The sequence below is a fragment of the Microcoleus sp. F4-D5 genome, assembly GCF_036704885.1.
Lineage (GTDB): Bacteria > Cyanobacteriota > Cyanobacteriia > Cyanobacteriales > Microcoleaceae > Microcoleus.
In genome coordinates this window covers 78,480-101,314 of record NZ_JAUBSX010000013.1, presented here as the reverse complement: position 1 = coordinate 101,314, position 22,835 = coordinate 78,480, and the positions used below count along the sequence as shown (strand labels likewise).

General features: G+C 45.0%; 20 protein-coding genes. 7 read left to right on the top strand and 13 right to left on the bottom strand.

Going from position 1 to position 22,835, the window contains the following annotated elements; genetic code table 11:
* The first annotated feature begins 182 nt into the window (after positions 1–182).
* The 3 genes from QUA80_RS09065 to trpE all read left to right on the top strand — a co-directional run bounded on the left by QUA80_RS09065 (position 183) and on the right by trpE (position 3,294).
* On the top strand, positions 183–608 hold the full coding sequence (locus tag QUA80_RS09065) for a photosystem I reaction center subunit II PsaD (RefSeq protein WP_041622790.1): 426 nt from the start codon (positions 183–185) through the stop codon (positions 606–608).
* A gap of 163 nt (positions 609–771) precedes the next feature.
* Positions 772–1,632 (top strand): GNAT family N-acetyltransferase, encoded by an 861-nt coding sequence (locus tag QUA80_RS09060; protein WP_333423394.1) that lies wholly within the window; start codon positions 772–774, stop codon positions 1,630–1,632.
* 114 nt (positions 1,633–1,746) lie between these two features.
* The gene (trpE, locus tag QUA80_RS09055; RefSeq protein ID WP_333423392.1) at positions 1,747–3,294 is read left to right on the top strand and encodes an anthranilate synthase component I; all 1,548 of its coding nucleotides are present in this window, start codon (positions 1,747–1,749) and stop codon (positions 3,292–3,294) included.
* Between the two features lie 415 nt (positions 3,295–3,709).
* Here the strand turns inward: trpE and QUA80_RS09050 are convergent, their stop codons facing one another.
* From QUA80_RS09050 to QUA80_RS09030, 5 genes are all read right to left on the bottom strand, one after another.
* Positions 3,710–4,678, bottom strand: a complete 969-nt coding sequence (locus tag QUA80_RS09050; RefSeq protein ID WP_333423390.1) for a 3-oxoacyl-[acyl-carrier-protein] synthase III C-terminal domain-containing protein — start codon at positions 4,676–4,678, stop codon at positions 3,710–3,712.
* A gap of 104 nt (positions 4,679–4,782) precedes the next feature.
* Entirely contained in the window at positions 4,783–6,147 is a 1,365-nt protein-coding gene (locus QUA80_RS09045) for a glutamate-cysteine ligase family protein (protein WP_333423388.1), read from the bottom strand.
* Between the two features lie 80 nt (positions 6,148–6,227).
* A complete protein-coding gene (locus QUA80_RS09040) occupies positions 6,228–6,779 on the bottom strand; it encodes a hypothetical protein (RefSeq protein ID WP_333423387.1) in 552 nt (183 codons plus the stop codon).
* Between the two features lie 222 nt (positions 6,780–7,001).
* The gene (locus QUA80_RS09035) at positions 7,002–7,940 is read right to left on the bottom strand and encodes a chlorinating enzyme (RefSeq protein ID WP_333423385.1); all 939 of its coding nucleotides are present in this window, start codon (positions 7,938–7,940) and stop codon (positions 7,002–7,004) included.
* 76 nt (positions 7,941–8,016) lie between these two features.
* Positions 8,017–9,954, bottom strand: a complete 1,938-nt coding sequence (locus QUA80_RS09030) for a non-ribosomal peptide synthetase (RefSeq protein ID WP_333423383.1) — start codon at positions 9,952–9,954, stop codon at positions 8,017–8,019.
* A gap of 548 nt (positions 9,955–10,502) precedes the next feature.
* Between QUA80_RS09030 and QUA80_RS09025 the strand changes: the two genes are divergently transcribed.
* The gene (locus QUA80_RS09025; protein WP_333423381.1) at positions 10,503–10,790 is read left to right on the top strand and encodes a PhzF family phenazine biosynthesis protein; all 288 of its coding nucleotides are present in this window, start codon (positions 10,503–10,505) and stop codon (positions 10,788–10,790) included.
* A gap of 455 nt (positions 10,791–11,245) precedes the next feature.
* On the opposite strand, the gene QUA80_RS09020 is transcribed toward QUA80_RS09025, so the two are convergent.
* Entirely contained in the window at positions 11,246–12,097 is an 852-nt protein-coding gene (locus QUA80_RS09020; RefSeq protein WP_333423379.1) for an alpha/beta hydrolase, read from the bottom strand.
* Between the two features lie 249 nt (positions 12,098–12,346).
* Between QUA80_RS09020 and QUA80_RS09015 the strand changes: the two genes are divergently transcribed.
* Complete coding sequence (locus QUA80_RS09015) at positions 12,347–12,601, top strand: hypothetical protein (RefSeq protein WP_333423377.1); 255 nt, start codon at positions 12,347–12,349, stop codon at positions 12,599–12,601.
* On the opposite strand, the gene QUA80_RS09010 is transcribed toward QUA80_RS09015, so the two are convergent.
* Together QUA80_RS09010 and petH are read right to left on the bottom strand one after the other, a co-directional pair.
* Positions 12,579–13,895 carry a homoserine dehydrogenase gene (locus tag QUA80_RS09010; RefSeq protein WP_333423375.1) on the bottom strand — a complete coding sequence of 439 codons (1,317 nt, stop codon included), beginning with the start codon at positions 13,893–13,895 and terminating at the stop codon, positions 12,579–12,581. The two genes, QUA80_RS09015 and QUA80_RS09010, sit on opposite strands and share 23 nt — an antisense overlap.
* Positions 13,896–14,123: 228 nt before the next feature.
* The gene (gene petH, locus QUA80_RS09005; RefSeq protein ID WP_333423373.1) at positions 14,124–15,332 is read right to left on the bottom strand and encodes a ferredoxin--NADP reductase; all 1,209 of its coding nucleotides are present in this window, start codon (positions 15,330–15,332) and stop codon (positions 14,124–14,126) included.
* A gap of 587 nt (positions 15,333–15,919) precedes the next feature.
* On the opposite strand from petH, the gene QUA80_RS09000 reads away from it, so the two are divergent.
* Positions 15,920–16,924 (top strand): phosphoribulokinase, encoded by a 1,005-nt coding sequence (locus tag QUA80_RS09000; RefSeq protein ID WP_333423371.1) that lies wholly within the window; start codon positions 15,920–15,922, stop codon positions 16,922–16,924.
* A 91-nt stretch (positions 16,925–17,015) separates the two neighbouring features.
* Here the strand turns inward: QUA80_RS09000 and QUA80_RS08995 are convergent, their stop codons facing one another.
* From QUA80_RS08995 to QUA80_RS08975, 5 genes are all read right to left on the bottom strand, one after another.
* Entirely contained in the window at positions 17,016–18,212 is a 1,197-nt protein-coding gene (locus QUA80_RS08995; protein ID WP_333423369.1) for a 5-methylcytosine restriction system specificity protein McrC, read from the bottom strand.
* On the bottom strand, positions 18,209–19,903 hold the full coding sequence (locus tag QUA80_RS08990; protein ID WP_333423367.1) for an AAA family ATPase: 1,695 nt from the start codon (positions 19,901–19,903) through the stop codon (positions 18,209–18,211). The genes QUA80_RS08995 and QUA80_RS08990 overlap by 4 nt, the downstream gene beginning before the upstream one ends.
* Positions 19,904–20,100: 197 nt before the next feature.
* A complete protein-coding gene (locus QUA80_RS08985) occupies positions 20,101–20,274 on the bottom strand; it encodes a PIN domain-containing protein (protein ID WP_333423365.1) in 174 nt (57 codons plus the stop codon).
* An 84-nt stretch (positions 20,275–20,358) separates the two neighbouring features.
* Complete coding sequence (locus tag QUA80_RS08980) at positions 20,359–20,502, bottom strand: hypothetical protein (protein ID WP_333423363.1); 144 nt, start codon at positions 20,500–20,502, stop codon at positions 20,359–20,361.
* Entirely contained in the window at positions 20,502–20,879 is a 378-nt protein-coding gene (locus QUA80_RS08975) for a hypothetical protein (RefSeq protein ID WP_333423361.1), read from the bottom strand. The genes QUA80_RS08980 and QUA80_RS08975 overlap by 1 nt, the downstream gene beginning before the upstream one ends.
* A gap of 58 nt (positions 20,880–20,937) precedes the next feature.
* Here QUA80_RS08975 and QUA80_RS08970 point away from each other — a divergent pair, with 58 nt between their 5' ends.
* Positions 20,938–22,590, top strand: coding sequence for an FAD-dependent oxidoreductase (locus QUA80_RS08970; protein WP_333423359.1), 1,653 nt, complete (start codon positions 20,938–20,940; stop codon positions 22,588–22,590).
* Positions 22,591–22,835: the final 245 nt, after the last annotated feature.

Here is a 22,835-nt window from a genome sequence, read left to right as displayed (position 1 = left end):
ATGCGTGCTTCTTAATTCTGTTTTCTAACTTTGGTGTAAATTACCAATTATCAATTATTAATTACTAATTATCAATTATCAGAAAAGATCGATCGCGCAAAAACTGTTAACTTTCCTAACAATTTCGACAGCCGTGTAGCGTCATGATGATACGATGCCGTAAAAATCCTTTGGATATGTTTATGGCAGAAGAACTCACTGGACAACCCCCTCTTTTCGGCGGCAGCACCGGCGGCTTGCTGACCAAGGCGCTAGTTGAAGAGAAGTACGCGATCACTTGGACTAGCCCCAAGGAACAGGTGTTTGAAATGCCGAGTGGCGGCGCTGCGATTATGCGTCAAGGCGACAACTTGCTGCATCTTCCCCGGAAGGAGCAGTGCATTGCTTTGGGCGGCCAGCAACTGCGGGCAAAATTCAAAATCACGAACTACAAAATTTACCGCGTCTTTCCCGACGGTTCTACTGAGTACCTGCATCCCAAGGATGGCGTGTTCCCTGAGAAGGTGAACGAAGGTCGTCCCTACAACGGTAAGATTGACCGCAATATTGGCAGCAATCCCAATCCGATTAAAGTCAAGTTCACCGGTAAGAAAACTTACGATCCTTAGACCATGACTGCATGGCTGAGCAAAACATAGGTAATATTCCCTGTAAGGCTCAGCTTGTAAACTTGTTTTTGCAGTAGTATTTGGGCGCGGGAGGCTAAGCCCGCAGCGCCCAAATACTACTGCAAACTTCTAATCTTATTAAAAGTTAATCGTTAAATTAAAAATGAATGTCGCAATCAGGCGAGCGCAGCCTTCTGATATCGATGTTTGCGCTCGCATTACTTATGAAGCTTTTAAAGATATTTCCGATCGCCACCAATTCCCTACAGATTTTCCGACGTTGGAGTTTGCAACTGAAATTATAGAGCTTCTGATCGAAAGTCCGTTGTTTTTTGACATAGTAGCCGAGAGTTCCGGTGCCGTTGTCGGCTGCGGATTTATGGACGAACGCAACCCGATTCGCGGTATCGGGCCCGTCAGTGTCGATCGAACTTTTCAAGGCCGCGGCACGGGACGGGAAATCATGAAAGCTTTGCTCGAAGGCGGACGGGATGCTGCGGGCATCCGTTTGGTTCATGAATCTTTTAATATGGCGTCGCTGTCGCTGTACGCTTCTTTGGGTTTTGAGGTGAAGGAACCTTTCGTATTAATGGAGGGGAAGTTTCGCAGCCAGCCGCGGCATGGGTTTGAGGTGCGGCCGATGACAAGTGAGGATGTTGCTGAATGTGCGGCTTTGTGCGAAAAACTCTGTGGGTGCGATCGAACTTCGGAGATTGAATACGCCATAAATGACTTTTCTCCCTTCGTTGCCTGCCGGCAAGGTCAGATTGTGGCTTATACTTGTGCGGTGTCTGCTTTTAGCCACAGCGTCGCGGAAACTGAAGCGGATATGCAGGCTTTGCTCTTGGGGGCTGCTGCGTACAGTTCCGAAGAATTGCTTTCTTTTCACTTGCCGCTGAGGTACGCAAATTTGTTTCGCTGGTGCTTGCAAGAGGGGCTGCGCGCCCTCAAGCCGATGGCGGTGATGGCAGTTGGCGAGTATCAGTCGCCGGAGGGATGTTGGTTGCCGTCTTTTGTTTATTGAACCCAAGACGGTTAGGGCGCTTTTAATCGCTGAAATCCTAGGATTGCATTTTCCCTCTTCCCTCTTCCTTCTTCCCTCTTCCTTCTTCCCTCTTCCTTCTTCCTTCTGATATATATGATATTCCCCGATTTCTCACAATTTTCGGAACAGGCGAAACAAGGCAATTTTGTACCCGTGTATCAAGAATGGGTTGCTGATTTGGATACGCCGGTGTCTGCGTGGTATCGGGTTTGTGCGGGTCAACCTTACAGTTTTCTGCTGGAGTCGGTCGAAGGTGGGGAAAAACTCGGGCGTTATAGTTTCTTAGGGTGCGATCCGCTGTGGATTTTGGAGGCAAGGGGCGATCGTACAACTCAAGTTTACCGCGACGGTTCCGAAAAAGTATTTACGGGCGATCCGTTTGCGGCTTTAACTGAATGTTTGCAGTCTTACAAACCCGTCAAATTGCCGCAGTTACCGCCGGGAATTGGCGGGCTATTCGGTTTTTGGGGTTACGAGTTAATTAAGTGGATAGAACCGCGAGTTCCCGTGCATCCAGCCAGCGAGAATGATTTGCCGGATGGGTTGTGGATGCAGGTGGATAATTTGCTGATTTTCGACCAGGTGAAGCGGAAAATTTGGGCCGTCGCCTATGCGGATTTGCGCGAGGTTGGCGTTGATTTGACCCAGGCTTATCAGCAAGCGTGCGATCGCGTTGGCAAGCTAGTTCAGAAGCTGCAATCGCCGCTTTCCCGGCAATCTACTCTCATAGAATGGACGCCTCCCAATCACGAGCAAGATGCCCGTTCCACAGCCGGAAATACAGAATTGGCTTACACTAGCAATATTACCCGTGAAAAGTATTGTGCCAATGTTTTAAAGGCTAAGGATTATATCAAAGCGGGAGATATTTTTCAGGTAGTTATTTCCCAGCGTTTGGAATCTGAATACAACGGCGATCCTTTTGCACTTTACCGCTCTTTGCGTCTGATTAATCCTTCTCCGTACATGGCTTATTTTCATTTCGGAGATTGGCAGATTATCGGTTCGAGTCCCGAGATTATGGTGAAGGCCGAAAACACTGCTGACGGCAAAAAAATTGCAACTTTGCGGCCGATTGCCGGCACTCGCCGCCGGGGTAAAACTCCTCAAGAAGATGATGCTTTGGCGGCTGAATTGCTGCAAGATCCGAAGGAAATTGCGGAACACGTCATGTTAGTTGATTTGGGTAGGAACGATTTAGGCAGAGTGTGCCGAAACGGTACTGTAAAAGTTGACGAATTAATGGAAATTGAGCGTTATTCTCACGTCATGCACATTGTGAGCAATGTGGTGGGAGAATTGGCTGAGGATAAGACAGCTTGGGATTTGTTGAAAGCTGGTTTTCCTGCGGGTACGGTTAGCGGTGCTCCGAAGATTCGGGCGATGGAGATTGTGCACGAGTTGGAAGGTTGTCGCCGGGGGCCGTATTCTGGGGTTTACGGGTATTATGATTTTGAGGGGCAATTGAATAGTGCGATCGCAATTCGGACTATGGTTGTTCGTTCTCAAGGAGGCGATAAACATTCGGTTTCTGTGCAAGCAGGCGCTGGTTTGGTGGCCGATTCTAACCCGGATCTGGAATATGAGGAAACTCTCAATAAAGCCAGGGGAATGTTGGAGGCAATTCGCTGTTTGAAATAGGGAATTAGGGCATTGGGCATTGGCGGCTGCTCTGGATCTGCGTTACCAGGCTCTGCTTGGTAACGAGAAAAATATATCGAAATCAGTTAACAACTGGTGCAACCTTTCTCATTGCCTACTCTTCGCTAAATGCCCCGGCAGAGTTTCCAGAGTATAAAGTCGCTGTTGTGGCGACATTTTCCCAAAGTGTTGTTTAAACTCGCTCATCCGTATAGATCCCTTGAAGATTTAAGCCCACGATCAATCTGCTTTTTGGCGATCGATGTAAAATATCAGTTGTCCGTTGCCGAATTGGGCGATCGGGAAATACTACAGGTAGCATGGTGGGAGTACCAAATACTAACAATTCGATGGCAATAAAGATTGGAATGCAGCAAAAAATAAGACAACAACTGTAGTTACTATGAAAAATACCTCACCCTTGTTTTTGAATCAGTAGTCCGGCCCAGGTAGTACCTGTCCCGACAGCGTAGGCAATTGCGAAATCACCAGCAGTAAGCAACCCCTGTCTATGAATATCCGTTAAGTTACGGATGATATCAACATCCCCCATGTGTCCGCCATCGAAAACATTGCTCAGAAAAACTCTATTCATTGGGTAGTCAAGAATCTTGCAGTATCGTTCCCACCCAATTCGGGTCGTATTCTGCGGGATAATCAAACTAATATCGGAAAGTTTAAGCGAGTTCCTTGCTGTTAAGGAGGAGATAACTTTTGCGCCTGTTTCTACCAGTAATTGTGATTTTGTATTGTACTCGAAAACTCGGCTAATGCTCCCGTCCGCAATACTTGTAAAATCTACGATCGCATAGTCGCCTACCTCCTTTGAGAGTTCCATGATTCCAACACCATCACTTACTACCGTAGCCCCTCCCATCAAACGTCTGTCGTAAGGGAAGAAATTTCTCGATAGAATTAAAGCCTTGCGAATCGAGCCATCACGAAACATAGAAAGAGCTATCCGCACGGCCACTAACGTGGCAGCACACTCGACTTCAACATTGAATAGTAATGCGTTATCCAATTTGAACTCACGCTTTACGAAATAGGGAATATTAACGCATTCACTATCAGTCGCGGACCACGGATTTCCTATCGAAACAGAATCTCCGTCCGTATAGAGTAAAAGGTCTATTTCCTCTGGTCGCGAGCCGCTTTCCAAGAAGTACCTTTCTAGTAATTTGTGAAAGTGCATCGGCTCATTTTTCCGCTCGTCTATGTAGACGCACTGAAAACCCATGATGTTGGACAGTATCTCGGTAATCTGTTTCCGATTAACCCCTTGAGGCATTCCTGACTCAGGCAAGTCGATAATAAATTGTTCGATAGAAACCGAGTGGTCAGGAATATAGTAATCGGAGTAAGTAATCCCTGGATGGCTCATTTTAATTCATGGGTAAGGAAATATGTATTATTGTATCCGAACGTGATTGCTGCATCGTGAATTCACGCACGATCGAAAAACATCAGTCACCTAGCTTCCTGCTTTTACGGTTGCTCTTTCACACGGTATGCCTCGACGAACTTCACAGGCGAACGATCGAATTCGGTATTCCATCTCTGGAGCACCTGTTCTGCTCGCGTATTGCCCGTCGAGACAATTTCTTCTAAAGGATTGAGGAATTCTAGGATCTCTGCGTTTTCAAGCCCCATGTCAACCCGAGCCTGAAGACCTTGACGGGCGAACTCCAACATCTGGGCTGCAAGTTCTCTGACAGAATCGTTTCCGTAGCTGGCTTTAAGTCCTGTCTGGCAAACCTCCGACTGTGCTTTATTCACATCTTCTAATGTCTTGTGGCGAAAAAGGTTCCAGACGGCATCGAGCGAAGGGGGGTGATAAAGGATGCCAGTCCAGAAGGCAGGAACTGCTGGTATGTCCGCGAAGGACTGCCCATCTATTGAGCGCAGTTCGATCGTATTGCGAAGCCGTACGTCAGTAAAGATAGCAGATATATGAGTCTTCCATATGCTAAGGATGGAATGAGGGAGATCGTCGCGATCGCCCTCCCACAATTCTCGAAAGGTACGTCCGTGCATGGGTACATATTGCCCACCCTCGGCAGAAAACATCATCGGAACATCAAAAAGCCACTCAACGTACTCGTCGAAGGTCATCGAATCTTTCAGCGCCATTGGGAGTGTACCGCAACGGCGAGGGTCGTATTGCAACCAAGCCTGGGAGCGATGCGATAAAACACCGTCAACTATACCGTCCTGAATCGGAGAGTTGGCGAACAACGCTGTCGAAACAGGGGCTGCCGGTACGAGTGCGCGCATCTTACGGCTCATATCTTCTTCTGAAGCGAAGTCGTAAGTCACCTGAGTTGATAGGGCTTGCACCATGAGCCGCCACGCCATCGAGCCTTCTTCTCCAAGGCCGGTACAATACTCCTCCATAATGCGGGCTCGCTTTTTGGGTACCAAGGCAAAATCGGCACGTGTATCAAATGGAGTGTTTCCGAATGCCAGTAGACTTGACCCACACTTCTCTTCTACCAGTCGCGCAAACCGTAGTAGATCTTGTTGCGTAACTCGAACAAGTTCACCGACACTCGCCATTGGTATCGATGAATATTCGAGAGCCCCTCCATGTTCGAGTGTGATCGTTGCGCCGTCATGACGTTTGATACCGAGGAGGGCATCTCCTTCTAGAATTGGTGTCCATTCATCGTCTGCCCATATCGCCTCAAGCATGGCGCGAGAACCATTTGGCCCGTAATAAGGCACAGACTTACCCGACTGAGGATTCACAGCCCCAAGTTCTATCTCTATTCCAATTTTCGGTTCAAACGGCTTATTAGGTCGCAGAAAATTTATTAGTTCTTCCTTGGTGAGTGATTGAGATTCAGCCATGATATCTCCATTTTTTAACTCGTTTTTTTAACTCGTTGTTGGAGTGCTACTTGATTGTTACTTTCCTTTCGGGGCATCTCTCAAGGCGCGTAGATTGGGTGCGAACCAAACTGCTTCGCCTGCACTGCACGGCCGGTAGTGACAAAATAGTCAACGCCTCTTAAAAAACTATCAAGATATATTTCAACCGATTTACCGAAATACTGCCGCTGAAACTCCAATTTAACGGCGTCGAGTAAATGCGACTCCAAGTACGGAGTGACTTCAATGGATAACTTGCTACGAGATTGCTCGAACGGCTTAATGCGCCAAGAAATCCACGCAGTCTTTCGTGGCGGCGGTCCGATTTCTAGATCGTATCCGATACCCTCCATCCAAGTCTTGAAATCGCGTTCAAAATAGATCCCGCTATAGTAGGTGAGACCGTCTCTCGATCCGACACCAGGCCACTTGAAAGCCTCGTTTGACTGACAATACGGATGATATTGAGTTAATTCCCCTGGTCGAGAAATTGCGTTCCAAATGACATCGGAAGGCTTGTCTATTATCCGGTCAACATAAACTGACTCGCCTGTTTCAAGACCGCGCTCAGCTAGCTTCTCATTGAGACTTTCTCTTTCCGGCGTCCACATTTGACAGCAAGCTCCGCACTTTGCACTAAGTTAGCTGCAACTTAGTGCGAAAGCACCAAGCTACAGAGTAAAAAGTCTATCATGTCGATAGCTTATCCACAGACTTGTATAGCAACCGCCACAACAGTTAGGACATTTCCCAAGCTGGGATTGACAATTGGCTTTGGGACATTTGTCCTAATCGCCTTGGCGACTGCTATAACAAACGGGTTGTGTCGATTCCTAGGCTCGAGGAAATGGGATTCCGCGCGTGTTGTGATTGCGGATGCGATTATGCCCATACCTATCCTCACCGCACACCAAGACCGCACCGTAGTCTTCTAGCGATAAACAAGCACCGAACTCTTCCAGGTACTCCGTATCAGGATAGATTTTTACGCTCGTCGGGACATAGCGCGAGGCAAAACCTAATCTCATTTCGTTGAAATCGCCACGGTTTGGCCAAGAAGAATGAGCCAGTTTCGACCAGAATACTATGAACTGGCCAGCTTCCATTTCCATTGAGACGGCTTTGTCTTCATCAGGAACCCAATCATCGATCTGTAGTTCCGCATAGTCGTAGCCAAAGAAACCTCGTTGGATGCCCCCCCTTTCGACCTTGTTAACACGATCTACGTCATAGCTCATGCCTTTGAGCTCATCGTAATGCATTTCCTTGTGTGACCCGGGGATAAATCTCAAGCATCCAAGCCGTTCCGAAGCTTCTGTGAATGCGGTCCAAACTGTTATGCTTCCACCCATTCCACCTTGAGGCCAGACGAGCTGTTCTTTTCCTGACGCCATAGCGAAATTATCAGCCTGATGCCAATCGGTACCTTCGTCTCCTCCATATTTTGGGAAGAATTCGGAGCGCCAACACAGGAGATCGGGCTCTAAGATATCTCGAACTTTGTGAACAATTTCGGGTCGGCAAATATGCTCTCCCAAAAACGGTACATCCAGATGGCGATCGTAATTCGCAATATTGTTAGGACCAGAAAACGTGTCAACATCGTAGACGGCGTGGCTTCGGTCGAAGATCTGCCTGCGCACTTTATTCCAGATGTCTTTCATCTCGTTCGGTTCATACAGCGTAAACGGCCCTATGTAGCCATTTTCTTTGAAGAACTCACGTTGTTGCTGACTGAGACCAAAAGATTTTACTTCTGTACTGTTAACCACACTCTTTCTCCTTTTTTGATTTGTTCTGTTCATTCATAAAGCAACGTCGTCGGCAGAGCACTTTTACACCACGACACTATGATTGCCCGCGAGCTTCCACCACACGTTCAGCTAGGCTTGCTGCGGTCGTACCTTCGGCTGATGAGAATGCAGACAAGTCAAAGTGAACGCCAAAAGCCTCCTTGATTTGAAGAAGAACTTGGGCGGCTAGGAGAGAATGCCCTCCTAGTTCAAAGAAGTCTTTATCGAGATCGACTTTTTCCACACGCAATGCTTCTGCAAAGAAGGCACCAATTGCGATCGCGAGCGGTGTCCTCGGCTTTTGAGGAATCGTTGTTTCAGTTGGTGTTGGCATGTTCTGTAGTGCTGTTCGATCGACTTTCCCGTTAGGATTCAAAGGCATCTCGTTGAGTAAGACAAATTTGTTCGGTACCATATATTGAGGAATTTTGCTAATCAAATGTTGGCGTAGCGTGTCTAGGATTTCATTGTCCCCTGTTTCTGTGCCTGCTCGTGACTCACTGAGCGCAAGATAGGCCACCAAGCGTTGGTCTCCGGGCGAGGACTCCTCGACAAGCACCACCGCTTCCTGCACCTCAGCGTGTTGCCGAAGTGATGTTTCAATTTCTCCAAGTTCAATGCGTAAACCGCGAATCTTAACCTGATGATCGAGACGCCCGATGAACTCTAAGTTACCGTCTGAACGATAACGAACGAGATCGCCAGTTTTATAGAGTTTCGCGTTTGGCTTAGAACTAAACGGATTAGGTATAAACTTCCGTTGTGTCAACCCTTGGTCATTAAGATAACCCTTTCCTACTCCATCTCCAGCTATACACAATTCACCGACTTCTCCAATCGGAACAGGAGTCAAGTTATCGTCAACGACATACACTTTCGTGTTGAATATAGGCTTGCCGATTGGAACTGAAGACAAGGCATAGCGCTCAAAATCGTGTAACCGATAAAAGGTCGATACATCCGAACACTCTGACACTCCATAAACATTCACAAGCTCGGCTGTGAAATATTCACAAGAAACACTATTCTGGAGTCTTGACGCCGAGATGGCTTCACCACCTAGAAAAATTTTCCTCAATGAGCTTAACTGCTTAAGTGTTTCGCGATCTTGTGTCTCGGTCAAGGCATAGAAAGGACTGGGGGCACAGTTAAGCAGAGTAATCTGTGATGTGCTAATGGTATCTAGAATCAGGGTCTGGTCAAAGTAATCTGATGCCAAAAGATGGAGTTCCCCCCCGCTTACCAGCGGCATCATGAGACTTCTTTGTGTAATGTCGAAACTGAAAGAACTCATAATAAGTACCTTGTCGTGAGGACTTATTTGAAATTCTTGGGTAAACCAATTTAATAGGTTATTCCAGCCACGATTAAATACAGCAGTCGCTTTTGGCTTACCTGTAGAACCCGACGTAAAAACGACGTACGCAAGATTCTCGGGCGTAGGATTTTCACCCGTGAGATTTTCTGGATCTCCTTTTGTAAACAGTTCCCGATCTGTGTCCAAACAAACGATTTTTGCTTGACGATCGGGTAAGTGATTTATAAGGGATTCTTGCGTGAGCAGAATGCCGATCGGGACTTCTTGAAACATTGTTGCAAGACGAGCCTTCGGATATGTAGGGTCGTATGGTACATACGCCCCACCAGCTTTGAGGATACCTAGCAATCCAATCACCATCTCAACCGATCGATGGGTGAATAGTCCAACTGGCATGTCCAAGCTGACACCGATTTGTCGCAAGTAGCGCGCTAGTTTATTAGCTTGCTCGTTGAGCTGCAGGTAGGTCAACCGCTGATTGCCGAAAACCACTGCGGTGGATTCTGGAGCGCGTTCCACCTGTAACTCGAATAGCTCGTGAACACACTTATCGATCGCGTACTCAGCCTCAGTATTATTCAATTTTGTCAATAGTCGATCGTACTCATGCGAAGACAGGGCGTTAGATGAATTGTCGATCGTAGAGATCGATCTTTGCTGGTCAACACGTGCCATAGTAATCAATCTTCCTAATTCTTATTTTCTTCAACAAGCTTCGGGAACATTAGCGATGCCGAGGCATTAATTTGAAAAGAGAATGTTCGGATTTCCGTTGGCTGGATGTCAGGTATGACCTTTCTCTTAGCCCAATCTCTTAGCGCTACATCAGAAGAGAGGACGAGAGAGCACGCCAAAAACCTGATGACCTCGCTATAAAACGAGTTCAGCAGATTGAATGGGTCAAGTTTCTTCTCCTATCAGAAAGCAACTAAATTGATTTTGAGTAATTTTCATGATGTTAGCGATCGCAAAATCATTGACAGCCATAATACAACCAAACAAACAAAGATTTTAGAAAGCAATATTAATATTTGTTAAGAGCGCTCGCACTTAATACATTGACAAAAAACATCATCATACATTGACAAAAAACATCATCATACATTGACAAAAAACATCATCTATGAGTTTTAGATAATGCCATCACTGCCAAGGTTGACAAAAATCTGCTCAGGTATAACTAAAGTGAACACATTCGTTAAAATTGAAGGAAAATTTAATATTTGATCCTGAGACTTACAGCGATATTTAATGATTTGAGCGTGCGAGTCTTTGCTGATTCTTTAGGAATTCCCAAAGATCCGGCGACGGGGAGTGCAAATGCCTGTTTGGCTGGATATTTGGTCGAGTATTCATATTTTGGGAAATCAAAAGTTGATGTTAAAGTTGAGCATGGTTATGAAATCGATCGACCTTCGCTGCTGCTGTTGCAATCTCAGAGAAACAATCGTGAAATAGAAGTGTTGGTAGGCAGAAAAGTTGTGATGGTGGCTAAAGGAGAATTTGTTTAGAACCCGCAACTTAAATAATCGTAAATATCTGTAGTGGCGGATTTTACCAACCATAACGATCGAAAACCAACAATCTCATAAACCCCGGCAGAACTTCTGTGCGTAACTTCTGTTAATATGAGGTAGCTCATATTTATTGATGTGCGTTAGTCGGAGCGTGAAAGTGTCATCTCTACCAAATATTTTCCGACGCTAGAAACATTTTCTCAGTCTTTAAATTTATCCCCTGACGCTTCAGAAGCCCTGCTTTCACTTCCATTAACCACTTGGCTCGATTCACCGGAACTCAATCAATTATTGGGAAGTCTCGATACTGCTTTACTCAAAGAAACTTTGCCTGCTGCTGGATCTGTAAAGCAAGAATGGGAAAAGGCGGTAGGGGCACTTTGTCTGTTTCTGGCAGTCGCAGCGCGGGAAAACCAGCCATCTGCAGCTTGAAGCAATTCTGTCTGAGTTTAAACAAAGCGCTTTTTTCGGAACAATTGCAATTGAGTGCGATCGATCTCAACGACTACCGGCCGCCGTTTGTTGAGGACGATCGCATTGTGTCTGTTTAGCAAAAGCAACTGAGCCAATATTGCCACAATCGCGCGTCTTTTGAGAAACTTGCCTTCAAAACGCGCCATTCGGACGATCGCCTCTTCGATTTTATAACAACAGTTGTTGCCTTTGGGGGAAATTACAAAAATCGTTCCCGGTATGTAATCGCCTTCATTTGCCCAGAAAGCATACCTTTCGCCTAAAGTAAAGTAGTGAAAAACATTGTTAGCGGTGGAAGTTTTAGCTAACTTTTCCGAAACGCCCAAAGAATTAAAAACTACAGTGGATCTAATATAATCCGGGTATTTTGCTGCTATTTGCTGAGCAACTTTGCCGCCCAAACTTTCTCCGATGACATCCGGCGGATTTCCGCTGTAAAATTGCTGCTTTATCCAATCAATAGCACCCGCAGTTTGCGCCGATTTTAACTGGCGTTCTAGTTTTGCTATAAATACATCTGGCGTATCTTCCAAAACGCGCTCGAAAGGATACCAAGAACCGTATCCGCGAATCACTAAAACAGGTGGGTTATTGCCAGAAATGGGGAGGCGACTTTCAGCATAAAAACCAGTTCGATAGTCTTCAAACACTTGTTTTATGATATAATTTCCATCAATAACTTGCCCTGACTCGTGGCGAATGTAAATAGACGGGTTATTGGGTTTAAAAGTATCGTGCAGTTGGGGTTTTGCAAACTTTTCATACAGGGAATCCAGCAAGTGCCTTCCCGTTTGGCGATCGACAAAATCTGATTTTGTTATTTTCATCCCAAATCTCATTTTTAACTGATTGTGAGGGGAAAACCCGGTATTGTTGCAAAATACCTTTACCCAGATTTGGTAGGGGCGGGTTCACCAACCATATCTAACGATGACCGACAATCTAGATCAACCCGCCCCCACCACCGATAACCTACGTCAACCCGAAATTTGCCTCGCATCGGAAAATGTACGTGATGATTTATGGTTCGGTTCGAGCGGGTTTTCGAGATTGTTTGTTTCAGGCAATTATTGTTTGTGAACCCGTCCCTACAAGTACCAGGTACATCGCATAGGCAAATGTACGTGATGATTTATGGTTCGGTTCGGGCGGGTTTTCGAGATTGTTTGTTTCAGGCAATTATTGTTTGTGAACCCGCCCCTACAAGCACCCGCTACATTCTGATTTATGCTTGGGTAGGGGCGGCTTTTAGAAATTGTCAATTATTGGCAAATATTGTCGGTGAAACCCGCCCCTACCAAATCACTTTTACAAAACTCGCAACGTGCTAGCAATACTATCGACTGCTTCCATCGCGCGAATTTCATCGAGTGCTTGTTGAAAATTTCCTTCCCTAACATCGTGAGTCACGACGACAATTTCTGCTAAATCGCCGTGAATTCCCGTTTGCACAACTGATTCCAAACTAACTTTGTGGTTGCCGAAACAAGTGCCGAGTTTGCCAATTACCCCCGGAGTATCGCGCGTCAGAAAACGGGCGTAAAAGCGAGTAACAAGTTCCTGCATCGGGGCAATTTTGCAGTAGTGTTGGTGACTGCAACTCAGCAAAGGATGGGGAATCGGAACAGTTTCGGTTTTCAGGATGGCCGCCACATTCATAATGTCGGATACTACGGCGCTAGCTGTTGGGCCCGCACCCGCGCCGCGCCCGTACAGCATCAATTGCCCGATCGGCTCTCCTTCGACTAAAATTGCATTGTAAACCCCGTTCACACTCGCCAGCGGATGAGTTTTCGGCACAAAAGTAGGATGCACTCGAATTGACAGCAGTTCGCTTTCTCCCTCCGCTTGCTTGCCATTGTAGCGGGTGGTTTCTCGAGCAATAGCCAACAATTTGATCGCAAATCCCAGCTTGTCGGCGTAGTCAATATCAGCCGCACTAACTTTTCTGATACCTTCGCAGTGAACATCTGCTAATTTGATGCGTCCGCCAAAAGCTAGCGAGGCTAAAATAGCAATTTTATCTGCCGCATCTAATCCATCTACATCTGCTGTGGGGTCAGCTTCAGCATAACCTAATTGCTGGGCGTCGGCGAGCACTTCGGCAAAGTCTGCGCCTTCTGTTTGCATCCGCGTCAGGATGTAATTAGTTGTGCCGTTGACGATGCCGGTGACAGTTTGAATGCGGTTTGCACCTAAAGATTGTTTGAGGCTTTGAATGACTGGAATGCCGCCGCCGACAGCAGCTTCTAGCATTACGTAAACGCCTTTTTTGTTGGCGGCCTCGAAGATTTCATTACCGTAGCGGGCGATAACTGCTTTGTTGGCAGTGACGACGTGCTTGCCGCTGGCAATAGCTTGCAGAATGAGCGATCGCGCCGGTTCCAATCCGCCAATCAGTTCTACTACAATATCAATTTCCGGGTCAGTTGCGATCGCTTCTAGGTCAGTTGTCAGCACATTTTCTGGCAATTGTAAAGACCGAGTTCGAGAAATATCGCGCACTCCCACCCGATAGATTTCCAATTCCTGCAACAGCGGATGGCGGCCGTCTGGGGAGAGCAAAATCTCTGCTGTTCCCGCCCCAACTGTACCCAAACCTAACAAACCAATTTTGAAAGCCACGACTTTGACCCGTAGAAACTCAATTAAGCCACAACCATTGTAGGCTATTCCCGTACCGGAGCAATCAAAATAGTATTGTAGGGTTCGGAATGGGCATCGAAAAAATCCTATGCAATCACGGAGGTAGGGTTCGGAATGCGCACTTGAAAAGTCGGATATAATTGCCCTACAAACAATTGTAGGGCGAGCCAAGCCCACCCTACAAATCAGATTAAATCAAGTAACACATTAATAAGTTTCAACGTGCCAGCGGTGTTCTTTCTTCAACTGTTTCTGATAGGCAGCCCAGTCAACACCGTACTTGCTAGACGCCGCCGACATTCCCTCATCAATTCCACCTTCCATGCCCTTCAAACCGCAGATATAAGTGTGAGTATTCGGCTTTTGAACCAATTCCCACAATTGGTCTGCGTTCTCTTGAATCCGGTTTTGAATGTACATCTTGCCGCCTTCAGCATTCTTTTGCTCGCGGCTGATGGCATAAGTCAAGCGGAAATTATCGGGGAATTCTTGTTGCAATTGCTCCAACTCTTCCTTATACAGAATGTTGGGAGTGTAAGCAACGCCAAAGAACAGCCAAGCTAAACCTTTGAATTTGTAATCGGGATTGTTTTCTTTAAACATCCGCCACAAATACGCCCGGAAAGGAGCAATACCCGTACCCGTAGCCATCATAATAATGGTGGCCTCCTCATCGTCAGGCAATAACATTTCCTTGCCTACAGGGCCGGTGATTTTGACATCATCTCCAGGTTGCAAAGCGGTGAGAAAAGTCGAACACACACCAAAGACTTTTTCACCGGTTTCTGGGCTTTTGTACTCTAGGCGGCGGACGCACAGAGAGACTGTTTTGTCGTCTACATCGTCTCCGTGACGGGTGGAGGCGATCGAATAAAGCCGAATTTTGTGAGGTTTGCCGTTCTTATCAGTCCCATCTGGAATAATGCCAATACTTTGACCTTCCAGATAGTGCAGATTGCCTCCAGAGATGTCAAATTTGACGTGACGGACTGTGCCTTCGCCGCCTTCTCTGACTAATTCTTCTGTAGAAATGCACTTACCAATATAGGGATTGGCCGGCTTGTAGAGGTTGACAGGAACCTGAACTTTTTCCTTGGCTTGAGTCATGGGCTTAGTTTTTTCTCCAGATTTCTGACTCTGTAGCCCTGCTTCTGGTGCGACTTTGCCGTTATTAGTTTCGGGAGCGCCGTTTAAGGGGCGGATGCTGATGATTTTGCCACCCATGCCAGCAATTCTGCGCATTTCCTGATTCATGCGATCGTAGGGAACAGAGATAAATACGCTGCCGCTACGGCGAATCGGGTTACTTGTTTGGTCAGTTGCTTTGTTCTGACGCATACCCTCCACTTCGTAAACAAAGATGCGGCTGCCTGATTCTGAGTTGGCCGCTACACCAGATATGCTCGGGCTGTACATTTGTTGCTTGTCCTTCACGATACAGAGTTATAAAGAGAGAGAATGTGACGTTAGACTCAATTTACTTTTTTTTTAAGGCCATCTAGACTAATTGGCCGCACCAATCTTTGGGCCTTCCCACGCCGGCGGGAGTGTCAAGTTGCGATCGCTCCCGTCTGGAATTTCCAATTAGCCGAACATCACGCTTGCCGAGTCCGGCTGCGTTCAGGTGTTGACCTATAGCTATTGTTGTCTGCGTACTGCCAATATTTTACCCGATCGGGGGATCTGACCCGATAAGTCCTTCTGATTTGGAGAGCGCCCCACCCGATCGAGGAAGATTCGAGCAGTTTAATGAGGTTGAGCTTGTAGGGGGCGGACGCATTCTGGTAAGATTAACCACTAAAGTTAGTATTAATTACTTGCCTTGAAGATTGCTTGGCTCTTCCCGGGCAGGCAGTCAACTCACTGCTGTATGCTGGTGAGAACTCGATGCTCTCGGGGTAGCAAAGCAGCACAAAGCCTGCTTATCGGTACCTGCGGGCTGAAATTTTGTGGAATCTAGACTTGAGTTAGTTAGTAAACAGTGATTTTGTTAGAGGGAAACTATGACAAGTAAGCCGGATCGCGTGGTTTTAATTGGCGTTGCCGGAGACTCCGGATGCGGAAAATCTACTTTTTTGCGCCGATTGACAGATTTGTTCGGGGAAGATTTCGTGACTGTAATCTGCCTTGACGACTATCACAGTCTCGATCGCAAGCAGCGCAAAGAAACAGGGATTACTGCCCTTGACCCCAGAGCCAACAATTTTGACCTGATGGCCGAGCAAATGAAGGCCCTCAAAGAAGGTCATGCGATCGACAAGCCGATCTACAACCACGAAACCGGTATGATCGACCCGCCTGAAAGGGTAGAGCCGAATCACGTGATTGTGATTGAGGGGCTGCATCCGCTGTACGACGAGCGAGTTCGATCGCTCCTCGACTTCAGCGTCTACCTCGACATCAGCGACGAGGTAAAAATTGCTTGGAAAATCCAGCGCGACATGGCGGAACGGGGCCACCGTTACGAAGACGTGCTGTTTGCGATCAATGCTCGCAAACCGGATTTTACCGCCTACATCGACCCGCAAAAGCAATATGCTGATGTGGTAATTCAAGTGTTGCCGACCAACTTGATCAAAGATGACAAGGAGCGGAAGGTTCTGCGCGTGCAGATGATCCAGCGCGAAGGCATCGCCAATTTTGAACCTGCGTATTTGTTTGACGAAGGTTCAACAATTAACTGGGTTCCTTGCGGCCGCAAGCTGACTTGTTCCTATCCCGGAATTAAGATGTACTACGGGCCTGACGCTTTCTACGGTCACGAAGTCTCGATTTTGGAAGTAGATGGTCAATTCGAGAATCTCGAAGAAGTTATTTACATCGAAAGCCATTTGAGCAAGATTTCTACGAAGTATGAAGGCGAGTTAACTCACCTGTTGCTCCAGCACCGCGAATATCCTGGTTCCAACAATGGAACTGGTTTGTTCCAAGTGTTAGTCGGATTGAAGATGCGGGCGACTTACGAGAAGTTGACTGCAAAAGAAGCGAAAGTGGCTGTTAGTGTTTAGAACCCTGACATGAAAGATTTGGGAGGCGCAATTGCGCCTCTTTTTTTGTGGGAAAATGAACCGCAGAGGGCGCAGAGGGCGCAGAGAATAGTTAGGGGAGGGTGTTTGGAAGTAGAGATTTTAAGAAAATTTTTCCGGCTTCATTCAGGTCGCTATCTAGGGAAAAAGTTAGACTGCGAACTCGAATATCGTCATTTTTTATATCTAGTGGCTGTTTGAGGTTTTGCGGGTAGATGAGAATTGCATTTTGGCACTTTAAGGCATTTGCGTAAGCAACTATTTGATGAATGTCATTATTGGCTACTTTATCGGGCGCTTTGTATTTTGTATCGAGGACGTATTGGACTTTTTTTGTTTCACTATCGCCTAGGAGTAAGTCAATGCGATCGAAATAGTTTTGGTCGTGGGTGACTCGGTGTTGTTGTTTGACAAAAAAGCCTGTTGGTGTATTTGCTTTGAGCCATTCAGCGACAAATTGTTCGTATAAATTAGCCATGTCTATGAGAAAAGGGAGCATTTCGCGATCGCCACTTTCGTGACTCGGCCCTGTGTTATCTAAAAAGAATCGACATAAGGCGTGTAAAAGTTGATAATCTTGATTCAAACGGTGATAATTTCTATCAATACAAGCTTCTGATTTAAAATGTTTTAATGTAACAAATCCTTGGAGTGCGTGAAAGGCTTTTCGCACAGTGGATGAAACAGATTCACGGCACAAACCGCTGCGGCCAATGATGAAAAGTGTCCAAGCGAGTATTTGATTATCTTCGATGTCACCTGTTTGTTCGTGATAGTGGCATTTTAGTTTAACATCCCAAGGTTTTTGCAGGGCTGACCGCAAATCGACGCGGCCGCGAATGTAGGCGAGTCTTTCTGTTTTGGATAAGTAATCGCGATATAATCCTTTGCGACAGCGTTCTAGGATTTTTTGGGCAAGGATGTTAGCCAATCGTTCATAGACTTGTTCTAAAGATTCGCACTCAATCTGTCCATTCGGAAAATTGATATTAAGTTTGTAGGCATACTCAAGCATTCCGAATAAGTTTGTTATCGGAACTTTTGGGCGGATGGCGATGTGAAATTCTGGAGTGATGGGAATGTTGCCAACTCTGCCTTTAGATTTTAAGTGCCATTGATATTTTGTTTTAAAGTTGGGAAATTCTATATCGATTTCCTTGTCATAATTCTGGTGTATTTTTTGTGCGACTGATTCGGGGATTGAGTATTGTTCAAAAGTTGCTAATTGATATTCTGTAAGTTCGATAATTCGGCTGGATTCTGGTTTCATAATTGTGGTGGATGCAGTAACGCCACCGTATCGGCGTTAATGACGGAGTTAGATTGTCCATAGCCCAATTTATTGTTGATATTCTTCCAGAGAAACTCATCCATTTTTGCCTGATTATCAAAGAAGTATTCTTCGAGGTATGGCTCAATTTCCATTTGCCAAATATCTTGCATATCTTCAGCTAAGGTTTTTGTCAAAAAGAAGGAGATGCCTAGTTGATAGTGTTTGTTGTTAATTGCCAGATTGACATTTTTGAGAAGGTTAATTAATTGATCAACTGCAAAACCTGTTTCCTCTCTATTATGATAGTTTTGCAGCAGTTCATAGTTAGGATAAAGGGGGACGAATGCGAAGCGGCGGCGGAGGGCTTGATCGACTAAGGCAATAGAACGGTCTGCGGTGTTCATTGTGCCGATAATGCGGACATTTGTAGGGATTCTAAACTTTTGACCGTTGGCTAGTGTAATAAAGCGTTTTGTGTCTTGTCGGTCATCTAGGAGATACATTAACTCGCCAAAGACTTGAGAGAGATTTGCGCGATTAATTTCATCAATAATGAGAACACAAGTGTCTTCACAGACTTCGGCTTTTTCGCAGAATTCTAGGAACCTACCCGGAACTATTGGATAAGTTAATTGCCCATCTTGACTTTGGGGACGGAGGCCTTGAATAAAGTCTTCATAAGTATAAGCTGGATGAAATTGGATAATGTCAGAGAAACCGTCACCGCCGCCGATTAATTGTTGGGCAAGTTTTTGGGCGAGGAAGGTTTTTCCGGTTCCGGGGGGGCCTTGGATGATGGTTTGACCTTTGCGGTTAATGGTGTGTATCCATTGGGCTAGTTGTGTTGTTTGAAAACCAGTAATTTTAGAAATTTCTTCTAGTTGGTACACAGGATTAAATTTTTGTTCATATACTGCAAAATATTCACTAATAAGAATAGGTAAATCATTAGGGGAGAGCGTTGACATCAAAACTAATGGAAATAATTTTTTAAAAGCCTGTGCTATTTGCTGAATTAATTGTTTAGCAGAATATCCTAATATTTCTTCTAATTTCAGGGATACTTTTCCGTGAAGATAATGATAACGCTCGACTTCAAATTCTAGTGCATAGCCAGAAATTTCTTTCAAAAATAAGAGAGTTTCACATAGTTCATAAATACATGGTTTTTGTTCTATTGGGCAACAAAAAATGTTTTTTTTATCATCTTTTTTAGAAAACCCTAAATTAAACTCACAACTATTAGGAAGCTTATAACCTTGAAAAAATTTGAGTAAATCCACATTATTTGTATAATATTTTTTGTAATTACATACCAGACGTTCTGCACATTTCAACCCTGCATAAAAACCAAAATTTAATTGTGATTTACCAAGTGTTAGCCTTAAAAGAGAACCATGTAAATCAGTGTTCGATAAAGCTAACTCGTAGGATTGTGATTCCAAATTTTTGGATTTAATCTTAAGATAACATATTTCATACTTAATATTTAGATATTTTTTAATAAAATCAGGTAACTGCTCTTCTACCTGGCTTAAAATATACTTTAATGGCTCTTCTACATATTTTAAGCAATCTTTTTTGTGTGCCATGTAAAAATCAGGGCTTTGGTCTTCATAAAATTTTTCCAATAGGTCAAATGTTTTTACTGAAAAAGGGCAGTCAGGATGTACAAAAACTTTTTCCATTTTTTCTGTATGTTTAAGGTGACTCAATTTTTGTTCTTAAATTATTGTAGCCGATCGCCCTTCCCGACACCAGATATCTGAAATACGATCGCACCCCCATCCTTACCCACATCAATAGCCCTCCCAAACCAGTAACACTGGCAAAACCGCTAACAACAGTTCCCGGAAAAGTTAAACTTGCGCCGAGTGACTCATATTTACCAAATAGTGTCTATACTAGATAATTGAATCCGGCGATCGCGACTAATAACGGGTACATTAAGATACAAAGCAGTAGCAGCAATAATGCGATCGGGCAAATCGGGAATTTGCGATCGGTCAACTTGCTTTAAACTCAAAGCTATATTGCGATCGAAAGGAATTTCAACCAATAAGGCATCATCGCTCTAAACTTCTCTCAATCATAGATCTAGAGTAGTTGAATTAATCCGCCCTCTCTCGCTCAGATAGACAATTTATGCTAATGTAATTGATGAAAAAGCCACCTGATTTCCCTCGGCAGCTATCTGTTCTATAGTCGTTCTAGCAGTCACCGAAAGTCGTGAATCGGCAAAGATATACCAGATAACAGCATGAGTATCAGCTACAGCACGCAGCATTAGAAATCCTCCCTTGGGAAATTCGCCCATTCTTCGCTGCGAGCTTCATCTATATCAGCGGCAGAGGGTGCAATTCCCAAGTCAGCACATAAACCCCACAACGATTTGCGGGGACTCGGCCCAACAACTAATTCTCGTTCTATTTCAGGAACTATCCACTTAATCAATCGTAACTTTTCGGCTAGAGACAAGTGCTTAACAAGATTTAAAACCTGCTCAAAAGTCATGTTTTTTATGTTTAAATTGGTGATAGATGTAATTGTAGCATTTTGGCTGCCAAGCACAGCATCACCAGGTTTGGGTTGAGAAGATTCGTTTACTGCGGTTCCCGGAAAAGTTAAAACTGTGTCGAAACTATCTAAACGTGCTATATTCAATTCCGTAAACCCTGAACAGCCCTTTCAGGTAATGCAAATTTATAAACGAGTCAACTGAATGCTCTCTACTTTCAAGAAATTAGCTTCAATTGCAATCTTCTTTGTCGCCCTAAAACTTTTAGTTAACTCTCCCCCTTTCAGAGAAATAGAAAATTATATCGCAAATAGAAACCCAGCAAGTGCCACCTTAGACGCTGGAACTCTGCAGCAAAAATCCAGCAGCCCGCCTCCGGTAACTCCCAAAAAATCACCGGAGCAAACATTCGATGTAGTAGTATATGGTGATGAAGTACCGGGGATATGTGCGGCGATATGGGCGAAGAAAACTTTAGGCGCAAAGGGCAAAGTTGCGATCGTGCGATCGAACTACGGAAGAGCACCTTTGGGCGGCTTACTCACCCGCGGCGGTTTAGCTTACCTCGATTTAGATAAAATCCCCGATTGGTACCGCCAACCCTACGCCCAATGTTTTAAGGAATTCTTAGATAAAGCGAATGCGCGCGAATCTTGCTTAGACCCAAAAAGGGCAGATCGATCTCTCAGGCAAATGCTTTCAGCAGCCAAAGTCAGAGTTATTTCCAACTCAACTCTTACTCCCCACGTTGTAGATAAAAAAATCGAATATGCCGAAGTAAAAGGCAGCAATCTAATAATTAAAGCCAACTCTTTTATTGACGCAACTCAAGATGCAGAATTCGCCAGAAAAGCCGGGTTATCTTATTATACAGGATATGAATCTCAAAATATAAAATCCAAAAATGAAACTTTAGCTGTCTCTGTAGTTCCGAGAATTACGGGTATAACGATGTCCGAATTCCGCAGCATAGAAGATGAAATTCTCTACAACCGGCCTTTGGTAAAAAAGATTAAAGAAAGCATTATGAAATCTAAAGATCCGGCTAGTACAAAATTCTGGATGAGGAATTTCTGGAGTACGATTTATCAACCGTATACAGACGGCTACGACATCAGAAGCGTAGCTATAGGTGCAGCGTATCACATAGACAGAAATCTGCCCTTTAGCCAAAATAAGGGATTCTTTTTTGATAAAGGCAATGTCTGCGTTTATAACAAAAATGTGCTGTCATGGAACGGGTTTCTGTTTAAATACCAAGTTGACCAAATCATGAAGATGGAAGCTAATGGCAGAAAACCGACTCCTGAGATGATTAAAGAAATGTCATATCTCCAATACTGGCTACAAAAGAAGTCTGGTAAAGATGTGAGAGTATTTATTCCAGACGAGGTTTATATCAGGCAAACTTTGAACGTTCGCGATGTGGTAGATCCGCTGACGGGACAGGAGATTATCAAAGGGGGAACTGCACCCGAAAAGTCGATCGGCAGTTTTTCCTACGATTTCGATATGCGGGGCGGAGTCAAGAATTTATCTGCGAGAATTCCGCCGCTGCCAGTGTATAATTTCGGGATAGAAAACGCTTTGGCTAGCAAAGTCAAGAATTTAGCCATTGTCGGGCGATCGTCCGGTTATGTTGGTATGGCTGTATCCGTCGGGCGAATTGCGACGGTGAATATTTATCAAGGACAAGGTGTAGGCGTGGCGGCTGGTTTGGCTAGCAAGTTCGGCGTGCCGCTGAATTCGATTACTTCGGCTGAAACGAAAAAAACTCTGGAGACTTTAACGGGGAAAACTACGTATTTGTCGGGGAGAGATACGAGTTATGGCGTGGATTATAAGGAAGTGAAGTAATTCGGTAATATTTTTACTAAGTAAATCCACTGAATTAAACATAAAGTGCGATCGCACTGTCTGAACCCCGACTTCTTAAAGAAGTCGGGGTTCTCGGTGTTCTGTTTTTTTAAGCAGAATTCTCCCTGCCGGGTCGATCGTATGAAGTTCTATTACAAAAACTGTCGTGACGCATAAAAAGTAGAGATTGACTCAGATAGAAAAATAGACCACCTCTGGGTGTTTTATAACTCTAATACTGAGAT

Bases quoted from the DNA above. Each gene is read 5' to 3' on its own strand.
- QUA80_RS09065 (WP_041622790.1), top strand. From the start codon at position 183: ATGGCAGAAGAACTCACTGGACAACCCCCTCTTTTCGGCGGCAGCACC.
- QUA80_RS09060 (WP_333423394.1), top strand. From the start codon at position 772: ATGAATGTCGCAATCAGGCGAGCGCAGCCTTCTGATATCGATGTTTGC.
- trpE (WP_333423392.1), top strand. From the start codon at position 1,747: ATGATATTCCCCGATTTCTCACAATTTTCGGAACAGGCGAAACAAGGC.
- QUA80_RS09050 (WP_333423390.1), bottom strand. From the start codon at position 4,678: ATGAGCCATCCAGGGATTACTTACTCCGATTACTATATTCCTGACCAC.
- QUA80_RS09045 (WP_333423388.1), bottom strand. From the start codon at position 6,147: ATGGCTGAATCTCAATCACTCACCAAGGAAGAACTAATAAATTTTCTG.
- QUA80_RS09040 (WP_333423387.1), bottom strand. From the start codon at position 6,779: ATGTGGACGCCGGAAAGAGAAAGTCTCAATGAGAAGCTAGCTGAGCGC.
- QUA80_RS09030 (WP_333423383.1), bottom strand. From the start codon at position 9,954: ATGGCACGTGTTGACCAGCAAAGATCGATCTCTACGATCGACAATTCA.
- QUA80_RS09020 (WP_333423379.1), bottom strand. From the start codon at position 12,097: ATGAAAATAACAAAATCAGATTTTGTCGATCGCCAAACGGGAAGGCAC.
- petH (WP_333423373.1), bottom strand. From the start codon at position 15,332: ATGTACAGCCCGAGCATATCTGGTGTAGCGGCCAACTCAGAATCAGGC.
- QUA80_RS09000 (WP_333423371.1), top strand. From the start codon at position 15,920: ATGACAAGTAAGCCGGATCGCGTGGTTTTAATTGGCGTTGCCGGAGAC.
- QUA80_RS08995 (WP_333423369.1), bottom strand. From the start codon at position 18,212: ATGAAACCAGAATCCAGCCGAATTATCGAACTTACAGAATATCAATTA.
- QUA80_RS08990 (WP_333423367.1), bottom strand. From the start codon at position 19,903: ATGGAAAAAGTTTTTGTACATCCTGACTGCCCTTTTTCAGTAAAAACA.
- QUA80_RS08980 (WP_333423363.1), bottom strand. From the start codon at position 20,502: ATGCTGCGTGCTGTAGCTGATACTCATGCTGTTATCTGGTATATCTTT.
- QUA80_RS08970 (WP_333423359.1), top strand. From the start codon at position 20,938: ATGCTCTCTACTTTCAAGAAATTAGCTTCAATTGCAATCTTCTTTGTC.